The following is a 14,954-nucleotide window of genomic DNA, read 5'->3' on the forward strand; positions in this document are numbered from 1 at the left end:
GGCGAGAGTACGGGCCCGCCGTCGCGTGACCGGGGTCCGACGGACGCCCTCGGGCGCGGGCCGTCAGATGGACTTCCGTACCGCTCCCGTGCTGTCCCGCTCGATCAGTCGTGGCACCGGCACCCGCACCGTCCGGGCCGGGCCGCCGTCGAGGAGGGCGGTCAGCTCCGTGGCCGCCGTGCGGCCGAACTCCACGCTGTCCCGGGACAGCGCGGACAGCCACGGCTTGACCATGCGGCACAGAGCCGAGTCCTCCCAGGCCACCACGGACACGTCCGCCGGTACCGAGAAGCCGAGTCCGGCCGCGGCGGCGACCCCGGCGACGGCCATCACGTCGTTGTCGTAGATCAGGGCGGTCGGGGGAGTGGGCGCCTCCAGGACGCGGCGGGTGACGGCCGCGCCCTCGGCGTCCGAGTAGTCGGTGGTCACCGACTCGACCTCGCCCAGACCGCGCCGCCCGGCCTCCGCGCGCAGGGCGCGGATACGGCGTTCGGTGTGCGCGAGGTCCGGCAGCCCGGCGATGTGCACGATCCGCCGGTGCCCGAGCGCGTACAACCCGTCCACCAGCGCGGCCATCGCACCCGCGTCGTCCGCCCACACCGTCGACAGCCCCGGATGACGCTCGTCCGGGGCCCCGCCGATGACCACGGCGGGCAGGCCGAGTTCGTCGAGCAGGTCCGGGCGTGGATCGTCGGTGCGCGGGTCCACCACGAGGACGCCGTCCACCCGGTGTTCGGCCCACCAGCGCCGGTACACCGCGCACTCGTCCGCGACGTCCTGCGCCACCTGGAACAACAGCCCCAGGTGCCGCTTCGCCAGCACCTCCTGGATGCCCGAGACCAGTTGCAGGAAGAAGGAGTCCACGCCGAGGGTGTGCGCGGGCCGCGCCAGCACGAAGCCGACCGTCGCCGCGCCCTCGCCGGACAGCGCGCGGGCCGCCGTACTGGGACGCCAGCCGAGCTGCTCGGCCACCCGGCGCACCCGGTCCCGGGTGATCTCGGAGACCCCCGGCCGGTCGTTCAGCGCGAACGACACCGCGCTCTCGGAGACCCCGGCCCGGCGCGCGATGTCCTTCATCGTCGGCCGGCGCGCGGCGGGCCGCTTGGCGGGCATGCGCGTTCCTTTCCTCGGTGCGAGCCGTGCGAGACTACTCAGCTTCTCAGCTAAAGCGCTTGAGTGTGAAGATCCTAAAGCGCATTAGTAGTTTCTGGCAAGACTCTTCCCGCACCGCTCTGACCTGGGCTAATGCTATGCAGTCTGCTTTAGTTGGCGTGAATCCATTGACTTTCCGCGGAATCGCCGTGCATGGTCGCTGGCATCCCACCGCCGACGTCCTCCAGGGAGACGTGTCACCGTGCCCACCTCGCGCAGAACATTCGCCGTCGCCGCCATCGCCGCCCTCGTCCTGCCGCTCAGCGCCTGCGGTTCCGGGGGCGACGGCGGTTCCTCGACCGACGCCTCGGGCAAGGTCGAGGGCGACATCACCTTCCAGACCTGGAACCTGCGGGCCAACTTCAAGGACTACTTCGAGGGTCTGATCGCCGACTTCGAGAAGAAGTACCCCGACACCCACGTCAAGTGGGTGGACCAGCCCGGCGAGGGGTACGCCGACAAGATCAGCGCCGACGCCGCCGGCGGCACCCTGCCCGACGTCGTCAACGTCTCCCCGGACCTGGTCGCGCCGCTCGCCAAGGCGGGCCTCGCCCTGGACCTGGACAAGGCCGCCGGCCAGTACGAGAAGGAGTACCTGGACGGCGCCTGGGCCAGCCACCGGATACCGGGCATGGACGGCACGTACGCCTTCCCCTGGTACCTCAACACCGGCCCCCTCTTCTACAACAAGTCCCTCTTCGAGAAGGCCGGACTCGACCCCGAGCAGCCGCCGAAGACGTACGACGAGGTCTTCGACGCTGCCCTGAAGATCGCCGACAAGACCGACGGCGACGTCGCCACCCTCGCCAACGTGCCCACCATCGAGGACTTCGGCCGCTACGGCGTCCCGCTCATGAACAAGGAGGGCACCGCCTTCGCGTTCAACGACGCCAAGGGCGTCCAGCTCCTCGCCCGCTACAAGGAGCTGTACGACGCCAAGGCCCTCGACCCGCAGGCGCTGACCGCCACCCCCGAGTCCTCCGGGAAGAAGTTCCTCACCGGAGCCGTCGCCATGAACCCGGGCAGCGCGCTGGACCTCGCCAACTTCAAGAAGCAGGCGCCGAACCTGTACGAGAACATCGGCATCACCGACCAGATCACCAGCACCGGCCACGTCAACATGTACGTGATGGGCCTGATGGTCAACGCGCAGAGCCAGCGCAAGCCCGCGGCGGTCGCCTTCGCGCACTACGTCACCGACGCGGCCCACCAGATGTCGTTCGCCAAGCAGGTCGCCATCTTCCCGAGCACCGCCGGTTCGCTGGACGACCCGTACTTCACCAAGGAGGACGGCACCGACGAGACCCGGGTGCGGATCGCCGCCGCCAAGTCGTTGAAGACGGCCGTCAACTACACGCCCGTGCTGTTCAGCGAGCAGATGAAGACCGAGCTGCGCAACGAGGTCGCCAAGGCGCTCCAGGGCAAGCAGAGCCCGAAGGAAGCCCTCGACAACGCTGTCAAGGCGTGCGACCGGCTCCTCCAGCAGCAGGGCTGAGGCATCATGGCGAGTCCCACCCTCACCACCGGCACACCGGACGCCCGCAAGGGCGGCGGCGCCCGGCGCGTGCGACGGCAATTGCCCGCCAGTCCCTGGCTGTTCGCCGCACCCGGTCTGCTGATCACCGGCGCGTTCATCCTGTACCCGTTCGTCTCCACGCTCGTCAACTCCCTCACCGACCGCCGCACGCTGGTCCCGGGCGAGTTCGTGGGCCTCGCCAACTTCCGCGAGCTGCTCCACGACGACATGTTCTGGATCGGCCTGCGCAACAGCTCCCTCTACGTCCTCGGGGTCGTCCCCGCGCTGGTCCTGCTGCCGTTGCTGCTCGCGCTGCTGGTGCAGAAGAACATCCCCGGCATCACCTTCTTCCGCTCGGCCTTCTACACCCCGGTCGTCGCCTCGATCGTCGTCGTCGGGCTGATCTGGGTCTGGCTCCTCGACGAGCGCGGCCTGGTCAACTCCCTGCTGGAGACGCTCGGTGCCAGTCCGGTCGGCTTCCTCAGCGACCAGTGGCTGATCCTGCTCAGCGCGATGGGCGTCACGGTCTGGAAGGGCCTCGGCTACTACATGATCATTTACCTGGCGGCGCTCGCCAACGTGCCGCGCGAGCTGCACGAGGCCGCCGCCGTGGACGGCGCGGGCGCGGTCCGCCGCTTCCTCACCGTCACGGTGCCCGCGGTCCGCTCCACCATGGTCCTGGTCGCGGCGCTCTCCTCGGTCGCCGCCTTCAAGGTCTTCTCCGAGGTGTACCTGATGGCGGGCCCCAGCGGCGGACCGGCCGGCGAGGACACCACCCTCGTGATGCTGGTCCAGCGCACCGGCACCGGCCTCACCGGCCGGGTCGGCTACGCCTCCGCCATCTCCGTCGTCGTCTTCGCCGTCACCGTCGTCCTGATGCTGCTCGTCCTGCGCGCCGACCGGAAGGAGGAGGCGTGAGCACCGCCGAGAAGACCCGGCCCGCCGAACGGACCCGGGCCGTCGACCGGGAACGCAAGCGCGAACCGCGCATCACCGACGAGCACGGCCGCCGGGTACGCGGCTGGGAACTGGCCCTGCGCTACCTTCTGCTGCTCGGCGTCCTCGCCCTGACCATCGGGCCGTTCCTGTGGCAGCTGTCGACCTCGCTCAAGGGCCCCACCGAGGACATCTTCAGCTCCCCGCCGAAGTTCCTCCCCTCCGACCCCACCCTGCACAACTACGAGCGGGTCGCCGACACCATCCCGGTGTGGGACTACGCCCTGAACTCCCTGAAGGTCGCCGCGGCCAACGTCGTCACCAACTGCGTCGGCGCCGCCCTCGCCGGCTACGCCCTGGCCCGCCTGCGCTACCGCGGCCGGCGCGTCGCCACCCTGGTGTTCATCCTGGCCATGCTCGTGCCGGTGGAGGGCATCATCATCGCCCAGTTCACCACCATGCGGGAGCTGGGCCTCAACAACACCCTGATCGGCGTGGTGCTCCCGGGCTGCGTCAGCGCCCTGAACGTGCTGCTGATGCGCAACGCCTTCCTCAACCTCCCCTACGAGATCGAGGAGGCCGCCTTCGTCGACGGCGCCAACGTCTGGCAGCGGTTCTACCGGATCGCGCTGCCCGCGGTGAAGGGCACCCTGGCCGTCGTCGCGATCTTCGCTTTCATGGGCGCCTGGGACGACTTCCTGTGGCCCCTGATCGTGCTGAGCGACCCGTCCAAGTTCACCCTGACCATCGGCCTGAACTACCTGCACGGCACCTTCGCCAACGACGAACGCCTCGTCGCCGCCGGCACGATCATCGCCGTGGCGCCGCTCATCGTCCTCTTCGCCTGCCTCCAGCGGTACTTCTTCCGCGGCGTGGGCGAGGGCGCCGTCAAGGGCTGAACCACCCGCTTCCCCCTCTCAAGGACACCGCATGCCTTCTGCCGTGCGCTTCGGCGTCAACTACACCCCGAGCGTGGGGTGGTTCCACCACTGGCTCGACTTCGACCTCGACTCCGTACGCGCCGACCTGGACTCCATCGCCGCGCTGGACGTGGACCACGTCCGCGTCTTCCCGCTGTGGCCGTACTTCCAGCCCAACCGCACCCTGATCCGCGAGCGCGCGGTCGAGCACCTGGTGGCGCTGGTCGACGCGGCCGGCGAACGCGGCCTCGACGTCAACGTGGACGGCCTCCAGGGCCATCTGAGCAGCTTCGACTACGTGCCGGCCTGGACCCGCACCTGGCACCGGCGCAATCTGTTCACCGACCCCGACGTCGTCGAGGGCCAGGCCGCCTACCTGCGCACCCTCGCCGCCGCGCTGGCCGACCGCGCCAACTTCCTCGGCATGACCCTCGGCAACGAGGTCAACCAGTTCTCCGCCGGACCCCACCCCGACCCGGACCGCGCCACCAGCGTCCAGATCGACGCCTGGCTGGAGCGGATGCTGGCCGCCTGCGAGGAGGGCGCCCCGGGCCGCATGCACCTGCACGCCGAGTACGACGCCACCTGGTACCAGGACGACCAGCCCTTCACCCCGGCCCAGGCCGCCCGGCAGGGCGCCGTCACGGCGGTGCACTCCTGGGTCTTCAACGGCACCGCCCAGCGCCACGGCCGCACCTCCGTGCCCAGCGAGCACCACGCCGCCTACCTGATCGAGCTGAGCAAGGCCTGGGCCGACGACCCGCACCGCCCGGTGTGGCTCCAGGAAGTCGGCGCCCCCGCACCCCTGGTCCCCGCCGAGCACGCCGCCGCCTTCACCGAGGCGACCGTCGAGAACGCCCTGGACTGCCCCGACCTGTGGGGCGTCACCTGGTGGTGCTCGCACGACGTGTCCCGGGCGCTGGCCGACTTCCCGGAACTGGAGTACGGGCTCGGGCTCCTCACCAACGACCGGCGTCCCAAGGACACGGCCCGGGTGCTGGCGAGCGCGGCACGCGCGGCCCGGGACGGAGCCCGCCCCGCCCCCGCCCCGCGCACCACGGCCCTCGCCGTTCCCGCCGACCCCGCCGCGCGGTCGGCCTGCGCCCCCGGCGGCGCCGTCTTCGACGCCTTCTTCCGGCTGGTCGCCGACGGCGCCCGTCCCACCACCGTCCTCGACACCCGCGCCGCCGACACCGGACACCTCGCGGCCCGCGGCATCACCGAGGTCGTCGTCCCCGACCAGGTGACCGCCCCGTGACCCCCGCCGCGCCCGGTACGACGAGCGCGCCGCACGATTCGAAGCGCGTCCCGCTGGGGAGCTGTACCTGACGTCGGCCCCCGCCACCGCCCGCCCAACCCCAGGCAATCACCCGCCCCCGACCCCGGAGCACCCGCATGCATGACGACCGCAGCCTGGTCGAAGCCCGCCTCAAGCGCGTCCTCGACGAGCGTGTCCGCCCCGCCCTCTACCCCGAGTCCGTACCGCTGGACGTGGCGGTCTGGAACGCGCCCGGCGAGCCCGTCCCGGTCGAGGAGGGACTCGCGGCCGAACCGCGGCCCATCGAGGTCGGCGCCCGCTGGGGCGCGCCCTGGGGCACCAGCTGGTTCCGCGTCACCGGCACCGTGCCGAAGGAGTGGGCCGGGAAGACCGTCGAGGCGATCCTCGACCTCGGCTTCGACGAGAACATGCCCGGCTTCCAGTGCGAGGGCCTGGTCTACCGCCCCGACGGCACCCCGGTGAAGGGCCTCAACCCGCGCAACCAGTGGGTGCGGATCGGCGCCCCCGTCGAGGGCGGCGAGGAGGTGCGCCTGCACGTCGAGGCGGCCTCCAACCCGGTCATCCTCGACTACCACCCCTTCGTGCCGACCCGGCTCGGCGACAAGGACACCGCGGGCAGCGAACCGCAGTACACCCTCACCCGCATGGACCTCGCCGTCCTCGACGAGACCGTGTGGAACCTGGTGCTCGACCTGGAGGTCCTCGGCGAGCTGATGGCCGAGCTGCCGGTCGAGTCGCCGCGCCGCTGGGAGATCCTGCGCGCCGTCGACAAGGCGCTGGACGCCATCGACCTCCAGGACGTGGGCGGCACGGCCGAGCAGGCCCGTTCCCGCCTCACCGGGGTGCTGGCCGCCCCCGCCGTCCCCTCCGCGCACCGCGTCAGCGCGGTCGGGCACGCGCACATCGACTCGGCGTGGCTGTGGCCGCTGCGCGAGACCGTGCGCAAGGTGGCCCGCACCACCTCCAACATGACCGCCCTCCTGGAGGACGAGCCGGACTTCGTCTTCGCCATGTCGCAGGCCCAGCAGTGGGCGTGGGTGCGCGACCACCGGCCCGAGGTGTGGGCGCGGGTCAAGAAGGCGGTGGCCGACGGGCGGTTCGTGCCGACCGGCGGCATGTGGGTGGAGTCGGACACCAACATGCCCGGCTCGGAGGCGATGGCCCGGCAGTTCGTGCACGGCAAGCGCTTCTTCCTCGACGAGTTCGGCGTCGAGAACGACGAGGCGTGGCTGCCGGACACCTTCGGCTTCGCGGCGGGCCTCCCGCAGATCATCAAGGCGGCCGGCGCCAAGTACCTGCTGACCCAGAAGATCTCCTGGTCCCAGACGAACAAGTTCCCGCACCACACCTTCCGCTGGGAGGGCATCGACGGCACCCGGATCTTCACCCACTTCCCGCCCGTCGACACCTACAACTGCTCGATGAAGGGCAGCGAGATCGCCCACGCGGCGAAGAACTTCAAGGACAAGGGCGTCGCCCGGCACTCCCTGGCCCCCACCGGCTGGGGCGACGGGGGCGGCGGCACCACCCGCGAGATGGTCGCCAAGGCGGCCCGGCTGCGGAACCTCGAAGGCTCGGCGACGGTCGAGTGGGAGACCCCGCACGCCTTCTTCGAGAAGGCCGAGGCCGAGAACCCCGCGCCGCCCGTCTGGGTCGGCGAGCTGTACCTCGAACTGCACCGCGCCACCCTCACCAGCCAGGCCAAGACCAAGCAGGGCAACCGGCGCAGCGAACACCTGCTGCGCGAGGCCGAGCTGTGGGCGGCGACGGCGGCCGTGCGTGCCGGGTTCCCCTACCCGTACGACGACCTGGACCGGATCTGGAAGACGGTCCTGCTGCACCAGTTCCACGACATCCTGCCCGGCTCATCCATCGCCTGGGTGCACCGCGAGGCCCGCGCCACCTACGACCGCGTCGCCGAGGAGCTGAACGGCATCATCGACGCCGCCCAGCGCGCCCTGGCCGGCGAGGGCGACACCCCGCTGGTCTTCAACTCCGCCCCGCACGCGCGGGCCGGGGTCCCGGCGGGCGCCGCCACGTCCCCCGCGACCGAGGGACGCACCGACCTGGGCCCCCGCCCCGGCGGCGGCCACGTCCTGGACAACGGCCTGCTGCGGGTCGAGATCGACGAGCGGGGCCTGGTGGTTTCGGCGTACGACCTCGCCGCCGACCGCGAGACGATCGCGCCGGGCGGGGCGGGCAACCTGCTCCAGCTGCACCCGGACTTCCCGAACATGTGGGACGCCTGGGACGTCGACGAGTTCTACCGCAACACGGTCACCGACCTCACCGACGCCGACGAGGTCGCCCCCGGCGACGACGGCGCCTCGGTGCGGATCGTCCGCTCCTTCGGCTCCTCCCGCGTCACCCAGGTGCTGACCCTGGCGCCGGGGGAGCGGCGTCTCGAGGTGGACACCGAGGTGGACTGGCACGAGACGGAGAAGTTCCTCAAGCTCGCCTTCCCGCTCGACGTGCACGCCGAACGGTACGCGTCGGAGACCCAGTTCGGGCACTTCCACCGGCCCACCCACACCAACACCAGCTGGGAGGCGGCCAAGTTCGAGGCCTGCAACCACCGCTTCGTCCACCTGGAGGAGCCCGGCTGGGGCGTCGCCGTCGTCAACGACTCGACGTACGGCCACGACGTCACCCGTACCGTCCGCGGTGAGGGCGACCAGGGTACGACCACCACCGTCCGGGTCTCCCTCCTGCGCGCCCCGCGCTTCCCGGACCCCGAGACCGACCAGGGCGTGCACCGCTTCCGGCACGCGCTGGTGCCCGGCGCGGGCATCGGCGACGCCGTGCGCGAGGGCTGGCGGATCAACCTGCCCGAGCGGCACGTCACCGGCGGCGCCGCGGAGGTCGCGCCGCTCGTCACGGTGGACCGGGACGCGGTCGTCGTCACGGCGGTCAAGCTCGCCGACGACGGCAGCGGCGACGTCGTGGTCCGCTTCCACGAGGCCCACGGCGGCCGGGCCCGCGCCACCCTCACCGCCGGGTTCGCGGTCGCGGACGTGCAGGTCACCGACCTGCTGGAGCGCCCCCTCGCGGACGTGGAGGCGCCCCGGCCGGACGGCGACCGGATCGCCGTACGCCTGCGTCCGTTCGAGCTGGTGACCCTGCGGCTGAAGCGCGGCTAGCGCCCTTGACGGGCCCGGCTCACCGGGGAGCGGTGAGCCGGGTCGGCGGCAGGTACTCCCGCACGTACGTCCGCTCCCAGCACGCGCCCGTCTCCCGCAGCTCCCGCCAGGTCGTGTACCGGTAGCGGAACAGCCGGGCCCGTACGAAGCGCGGCGGCGCGTCGGGCGGGAACGGGGAGCTGCGCAGCAGCCGCAGCGTGGCGCGGTCGTTCTCCAGCAGCCGTTCCACGAAGGTGCCGAACCACGGCCCGGCGTACGAGGGCGACAGCGCGGCGAACCACATCAGCCAGTCCAGACGCAGGTGGTACGGCGCGAACTGGCGCGGCCAGCGGTGCGGATCACCGGGTTTGCCCTTGAACTCGTACTCCCGCCAGTCGCCGTCCTTCCTGGCGACCTCGTCGGCGGTGCCCTCGATCACCACCTCGTAGCGGACCCGGCTGACGGAACCGAAGGCGCCGTAGGTGTTCACCAGGTGGAGCGAGTCGAAGGAGCGGTTCATCACCTGGCGGCGGGAGATCATGTTGCGCACCGGCCGGTGGCTCAGGAACACCAGCAGCGCCGCCACCGCCAGGACCACGGCCTCGTACCAGAGCGGCGCCGCGGCCACGGACGGGGCGTCGGCCGGGAAGCGGATCACCGACAGGGCCAGCACGATGGTGATCCAGTTGAGCCAGGAGAAGTTGCCCGAGAGCACCAGCCACAGCTGGGTGGCGATCATCAGCGCGGCGGCGGCCGTCGACACGGGGTGCGGGGCGAACAGGAGGAAGGGCACCACCAGCTGCGTGACGTGGTTCGCGGCGACCTCGACGCGGTGCAGGGGCCCAGGGAGGTGGTGGAAGAACCAGCTCAGCGGGCCCGGCATCGGCTGGGTCTCGTGGTGGTGGTCCAGGCAGGTCAGCTTCCGCCAGCACTCGTCGCCGCGCATCTTGATCAGCCCCGCCCCGAACTCCACCCGGAACAGCAGCCAGCGCAGCAGGAACAGCACCACGACCGGCGGCGCCACCTCCTCGTTGCCCAGGAACACGGCGACGAAGCCGGTCTCCAGGAGCAGCGACTCCCAGCCGAAGGAGTACCAGGTCTGTCCGACGTTGACGATCGAGAGGTACAGCGCCCACGGCACCAGCCACAGCAGCATCGCGCCCCACAGCGGCAGCAGCGAGTCCACCCCGGCCGCCAGCGCCGCCGACACCGCGCAGCCCGCCCAGGCGCAGCCCGCGAAGAGCCGGTCCGAGTAGCGCCACTGGAACAGGCTCGGCGCCCGCCGGAACGGCACCCGCTCGACGAAGCGGGGCACCGGTGTCAGACCGCGCTCGCCGAGCAGCGCGCGGAACTGAAGGGCGGCCGTCAGGAAGGCGACCAGGTAGACGACGGCCAGCGCCCGCTGGAAGACCAGCCGGGCCAGCCAGTAGTCGGGTGCGGTGAACCACTCCACGGCCGGGCTCCTCTCGTACCCGCTCCGTGTACCCCCGCCCCGGCCGGGGCCCCCTCCGGGCCTTTCGCCCTGTTTCCCCTGTCCGGCGACCAGGAGTCGAAGATTCCGACAAATCCTGGCAAGGTGGGGTCCATGTCTGATCGGGGAGCGAGCGCCCCGTCACTCCCGGACGACTGGCCCGCCCACCCGGACCCGATCCTGGCGCTCAACCGCATGGGCAGCTTCGACTGGGACCTGGACGCCGGGCTGTTCCACATGGACGCCCAGGCCCACGAGGTGTTCGACCTGCGCCCGGAGGAGTACGACGGGCGCCCCGAGTCGCTGTCGCTGCGCGTGCCCACGGCGGAGAGCCGCCGGATGGACACGATCGTCGCGCAGGCCATGAAGGACGGCAGCGAGAACTACGGCACCTACTTCCGGCTGCGCCGCCGCGACGGCACCCTGCGCTGGACCCACACCCAGGGCTACATCCGCCGGGACGAGACCGGCCGCCCCCGGCGGATCATCGGCATCGTCCGCGACGCCACCCAGGAGATGGCCGACATCGCGGCCAACCGCGAGCAGGCCGCACTGGACGAGGCCCGCCGGCGGCTCACCAACGTCGTCCAGCTCGCCACGGCCGCCCTCGCGCACGCCCGCACCGTGGACGACGTGATCGACGTGCTGCGCGACACCCACGGACTCACCCGGCTGGGCGCCACCAGCCTGGTGATGGGCCTGGTCGAGGCCGGCCGCATCCGGCTGGTCGCCGACGGCCCCGAGAACAGCTTCATCCCCGGGACCCGGGTCACCCGGATCGACGAGCCGTACCCGATGAGCGAGGCCGTACGGACCCTCAGCCCCCGCTTCATCGAGTCGCCGGAGGAGTTCGCCGAGCGCTACCCCCGGCTGTGGCAGGACATCACCCACCTCGACATCACCGCGGCCGCCTACCTGCCCCTGATCGCCCAGGCCCGGCCCATCGGCGCCATCGGGCTGCTCTACAGCGACCGGCACGGCTTCTCCCCGGAGGACCGCAACGTCCTGGTCGCGCTCGGCAGCGGCATCGCGCAGAGCCTCCAGCGGGCCATGCTCTACGAGCAGGAGATGGACCTCGCCGAGGGCCTCCAGCAGGCCATGCTGCCGCGCACCATCCCCAGCGTGCCCGGCTGCGACGTCGCCGTCCGCTACCGCGCGGCCTCCATCGGCGGCGCGCTCGGCCGGGACATCGGCGGCGACTGGTACGACCTGATCCCGCTGCCCGGCGGCCGCGTCGGCGCCGTGATCGGCGACGTCCAGGGCCACGACACGCACGCCGCCGCCGTCATGGGCCAGCTGCGCATCGTGCTGCGCGCCTACGCCGCCGAGGGCCACCCGCCGGCCACGGTCATGGCGCGGGCCTCCGTCTTCCTGCACGAGCTGGACACCGACCGCTTCGCGACCTGCCTGTACGCGGAGGCCGACCTGGGCACCGGAGTGGTCCAGGTGGTCCGTGCCGGACACATCGACCCGCTGCTGCGCTTCGGCGACGGCACCTGCCGCCTGGTGCGCGTCGAGGGCGGGCTGCCGCTCGGCCTGTCCGCCGAGTTCGGGCGTCTCGCCTACCCGGTGGCCACCCTGGAGCTGGACCCGGGCAACACCCTGCTGCTGTGCACCGACGGTCTGGTCGAGCAGCCCGGCGCCGACCTCGACGAGGGCATGGACGTCCTCACCGCGCTGATCACCTCCGGGCCGCAGGACGTGCGGGACCTGGCCGACCGGCTGATCGACGTGGTCGACGAGCGGCGCGGCGACGACGACGTCGCGCTGCTGGTGCTGCGCCGGCACGGCCTGGGCGCCCCGCGGACCTTCGGCCGGGTCCAGCAGCACGTCTCCCCGGGCGACCCGGAGGGCCTCACCGAGGCCCGGCACATGATCCGCGCCGCCGTCCGCTCCTGGGGAGCCAAGGCGCAGAGCGACGAGATCGAGCTGGTCGCCGACGAGCTGATGACCAACGCCCTCATGCACACCGAGGGCTCGGCCGTCGTCACCCTGCGGCTGCTCACCGGAACCGACCGGCGGCTGCGGGTCGAGGTCGAGGACTCCTCCAGCGCCCTGCCGCGCCGCCGGGAGGCCGGGGACGACGGGGTGTCCGGACGGGGGCTGCTCCTGGTCGACACGCTCGCCGACGAGTGGGGCGTGGAGGCGCGCGGCGGCGGCAAGGTCGTCTGGGCGGAGTTCGTGGTGGCGCACGGGGCGGGCTGAACCCGCTGGCGCCGGCGGTGGCCGGTGGCACTCTGGACGTATGCCAGAACTGCCCGAGGTCGAGGCGCTCCGCGACTTCCTGACCGAACACCTCACCGGCCGCGAGATCGTCCGGGTGCTGCCCGTGGCGATCAGCGTCCTGAAGACGTACGACCCCCCGCTCACGGCGCTGGAGGGGCACCGCGTGGCGGCCGTGCACCGGCACGGCAAGTTCCTCGACGTGGAGACCGCCGGCGGCCCGCACCTGGTGACCCATCTGGCCCGGGCCGGCTGGCTGCACTGGAAGGACAGCCTCCCCAGCGGCCTGCCCAAGCCCGGAAAGGGCCCGCTCGCGCTGCGGGTCGCCCTGGAGACCGGCGCCGGCTTCGACCTGACGGAGGCGGGCACGCAGAAGCGGCTCGCGGTCTACGTCGTGGCCGACCCGCGGCAGGTGCCGGGCGTGGCACGGCTCGGGCCCGACCCGCTCGCCGACGACTTCGACCCGGCCCGCTTCGCCGCCCTCCTGGAGGGTGAGCGGCGGCAGCTCAAGGGTGCCCTGCGCGACCAGAGCCTGATCGCGGGCGTGGGGAACGCGTACAGCGACGAGATCCTGCACGCCGCGAAGATGTCCCCGTTCAAACTGGCCGCCTCCCTGACCGCCGAGGAGACCGCCCGGCTGTACGCGGCCCTGCGCGGCACGCTCACCGAGGCCGTGGAACGCTCCCGGGGCATCGCCGCCGGCCGCCTGAAGGCCGAGAAGAAGAGCGGGCTGCGGGTCCACGGCCGCACCGGAGAGCCCTGTCCGGTGTGCGGCGACACCATCCGCGAGGTCTCCTTCAGCGACTCCTCGCTCCAGTACTGCCCGACCTGCCAGACCGGCGGCAAGCCGCTGGCGGACCGCAGGATGTCCCGATTGCTGAAGTAGTGGTGCCCGCCGGGGACGGCGGTCGCCGGGCGGCGGTCATCCGGCCGGCAGTGTCACCAGGTGCTCGCCGTCCGCCGTCCGCACCTCGTAGCGGTCGATCTGGCCGGGATGCAGGGCGGCCCCGCCGCGCATGGTGTGCGGCCGGGTGCCCTGCCCGGGGACCATCCAGCTGGTGATCGTCTGCTCGGACCCGTCGCGGCCCACGGCGACGAGCCGGCAGGAGCGCGGACCGCCCCCGTCCCTGACCTCGAGCCGCACGTCCGTGCCCCAGGTCTCGTCCTCGGCCGTGATCCGCGCCCACACCCCGGACCGGGCGTCGGTCGCGGTGACCGGTGCCGCCGCATCATCCTGGCTCGCGTACAGCACCGCGCCGGGCCCGGCCACGGCGCAGACGACGGCGGCGGCCACGGCGTACAGCACCCGCCGCCGGCCGGCCCGGCGGCGGGTGGTCACCTCGGACAGCAGCCGGTCGAGCAGCCGGGGTCCCGGCCTGGTCAGGGGGTGGACGATACGGGGTGTCGCCTGCCGGAACAGCATCAACTGGCGGGTCGCGGGACCGAATTCGGTCACCTGGGCCGCGCACCGGGGGCATTCCATGAGGTGGTCCTCGAAACGGAAGGCTTCCGCTTCGTCCAGCACGCCGAGCGCGTAGGCGCCGACGTCACGATGCCTTTCCAGGGACCTCATGCCGAATCCTCGTACCGTTGGGTGCGGGTGGGGTTACTCCTTGCTCCCACCCGTACGCACCCGACAGCCGAATCACTCAAGCCGCCCCACAATCGCAACCAAGGTGTTCGGAGCGGCCAGGGGCGTGGATTGGTCCGTCCCGCGGGAAAGTTCGTGAGGCCGGCCGGGGAGGCCGGAAGGGGCCGGCCGAGGAGGCCCGAGGGGGCCGGCCGGGGAGGCTAGAAGAGGTGGATGGCGAGGTGTCCCAGCGGCAGCCCGAGCTGCCAGGCGGGTGTCCACACCTTCGGTCCCTCGTCCTCCCCGGTCACCGGCGCACCCCCGGGCACCGCGTTCAGGTCCGGGGCGAGCAGTTCGGTGTCCTGGAGCCAGCGCCAGGCCGCCCGGGCCAGCTCCAGGTCCGGCGAGTGGCGTCCGGCGGCGACGGCGTCGGCCGTGACCTCGGCCAGCCGCCCGTGCACCCACTCGTGCCAGGGCTGGTCGTAGGCCGTCAGGGACAGCCAGGTCTCCAGGTGGGTGACGACCCGGATGCCGCTCAGTTCGTTCTGCGTGTCGGACAGGAAGACGGTGAGCGCCAGCGCGTCGCGTCCGGCGCGGAACTCGAAGGACGTCGGCGGCATCAGGTCGCCGGTCCGCAGCAGCTCGTCGGCGATGTACTCGGCGTACAACCACGCCATGGGAACGCTCAGTTCGCCCCCACCGGTGCCGTCCGTGCTCTCTTGACCTCTGTGCAGCATCCCTTCCTGCCTTCCTCCGGTGCGTGCGCGT

11 protein-coding genes are annotated in these 14,954 nt (G+C 72.1%); 7 read left to right on the top strand and 4 right to left on the bottom strand.

Translation table 11 applies throughout. The annotated features are described in order from the left end of the window. Nucleotides 1-63: 63 nt before the first annotated feature. A complete protein-coding gene (locus Sru02f_RS15285; protein ID WP_109030574.1) occupies nt 64-1,113 on the bottom strand; it encodes a LacI family DNA-binding transcriptional regulator in 1,050 nt (349 codons plus the stop codon). Between the two features lie 241 nt (nt 1,114-1,354). Between Sru02f_RS15285 and Sru02f_RS15290 the strand changes: the two genes are divergently transcribed. From Sru02f_RS15290 to Sru02f_RS15310, 5 genes are all read left to right on the top strand, one after another. After that, entirely contained in the window at nt 1,355-2,647 is a 1,293-nt protein-coding gene (locus tag Sru02f_RS15290) for an ABC transporter substrate-binding protein (protein ID WP_109030575.1), read from the top strand. A gap of 6 nt (nt 2,648-2,653) precedes the next feature. Beyond that, nucleotides 2,654-3,586, top strand: a complete 933-nt coding sequence (locus tag Sru02f_RS15295; RefSeq protein WP_109030576.1) for a carbohydrate ABC transporter permease — start codon at nt 2,654-2,656, stop codon at nt 3,584-3,586. Continuing rightward, nucleotides 3,583-4,503: a carbohydrate ABC transporter permease gene (locus Sru02f_RS15300; protein ID WP_109030577.1), complete on the top strand. Its 921-nt coding sequence runs from the start codon at nt 3,583-3,585 to the stop codon at nt 4,501-4,503. Before Sru02f_RS15295 ends, Sru02f_RS15300 begins: the two co-directional genes overlap by 4 nt. Nucleotides 4,504-4,534: 31 nt before the next feature. Further along, nucleotides 4,535-5,782: a glycoside hydrolase 5 family protein gene (locus Sru02f_RS15305; RefSeq protein WP_109030578.1), complete on the top strand. Its 1,248-nt coding sequence runs from the start codon at nt 4,535-4,537 to the stop codon at nt 5,780-5,782. Nucleotides 5,783-5,919: 137 nt separating this feature from the next. Further along, on the top strand, nt 5,920-8,943 hold the full coding sequence (locus Sru02f_RS15310) for an alpha-mannosidase (RefSeq protein ID WP_109030579.1): 3,024 nt from the start codon (nt 5,920-5,922) through the stop codon (nt 8,941-8,943). 19 nt (nt 8,944-8,962) lie between these two features. On the opposite strand, the gene Sru02f_RS15315 is transcribed toward Sru02f_RS15310, so the two are convergent. Next, the gene (locus Sru02f_RS15315) at nt 8,963-10,375 is read right to left on the bottom strand and encodes a lipase maturation factor family protein (RefSeq protein ID WP_109030580.1); all 1,413 of its coding nucleotides are present in this window, start codon (nt 10,373-10,375) and stop codon (nt 8,963-8,965) included. 132 nt (nt 10,376-10,507) lie between these two features. Between Sru02f_RS15315 and Sru02f_RS15320 the strand changes: the two genes are divergently transcribed. Together Sru02f_RS15320 and Sru02f_RS15325 are read left to right on the top strand one after the other, a co-directional pair. After that, a complete protein-coding gene (locus tag Sru02f_RS15320) occupies nt 10,508-12,598 on the top strand; it encodes a SpoIIE family protein phosphatase (RefSeq protein ID WP_109030581.1) in 2,091 nt (696 codons plus the stop codon). 40 nt (nt 12,599-12,638) lie between these two features. Then, nucleotides 12,639-13,502 carry an Fpg/Nei family DNA glycosylase gene (locus Sru02f_RS15325; protein ID WP_109030582.1) on the top strand — a complete coding sequence of 288 codons (864 nt, stop codon included), beginning with the start codon at nt 12,639-12,641 and terminating at the stop codon, nt 13,500-13,502. 36 nt (nt 13,503-13,538) lie between these two features. Here Sru02f_RS15325 and Sru02f_RS15330 read toward each other — a convergent pair whose 3' ends face one another. Both Sru02f_RS15330 and Sru02f_RS15335 read right to left on the bottom strand, forming a co-directional pair. Beyond that, nucleotides 13,539-14,189 (bottom strand): zf-HC2 domain-containing protein, encoded by a 651-nt coding sequence (locus tag Sru02f_RS15330; protein ID WP_109030583.1) that lies wholly within the window; start codon nt 14,187-14,189, stop codon nt 13,539-13,541. A gap of 218 nt (nt 14,190-14,407) precedes the next feature. Further along, nucleotides 14,408-14,923, bottom strand: coding sequence for a hypothetical protein (locus tag Sru02f_RS15335; RefSeq protein ID WP_109030584.1), 516 nt, complete (start codon nt 14,921-14,923; stop codon nt 14,408-14,410). Nucleotides 14,924-14,954 lie beyond the last annotated feature (31 nt).

It is taken from the genome of Streptomyces rubrogriseus (assembly GCF_027947575.1).
In the GTDB taxonomy this organism is placed as follows: domain Bacteria; phylum Actinomycetota; class Actinomycetes; order Streptomycetales; family Streptomycetaceae; genus Streptomyces; species Streptomyces rubrogriseus.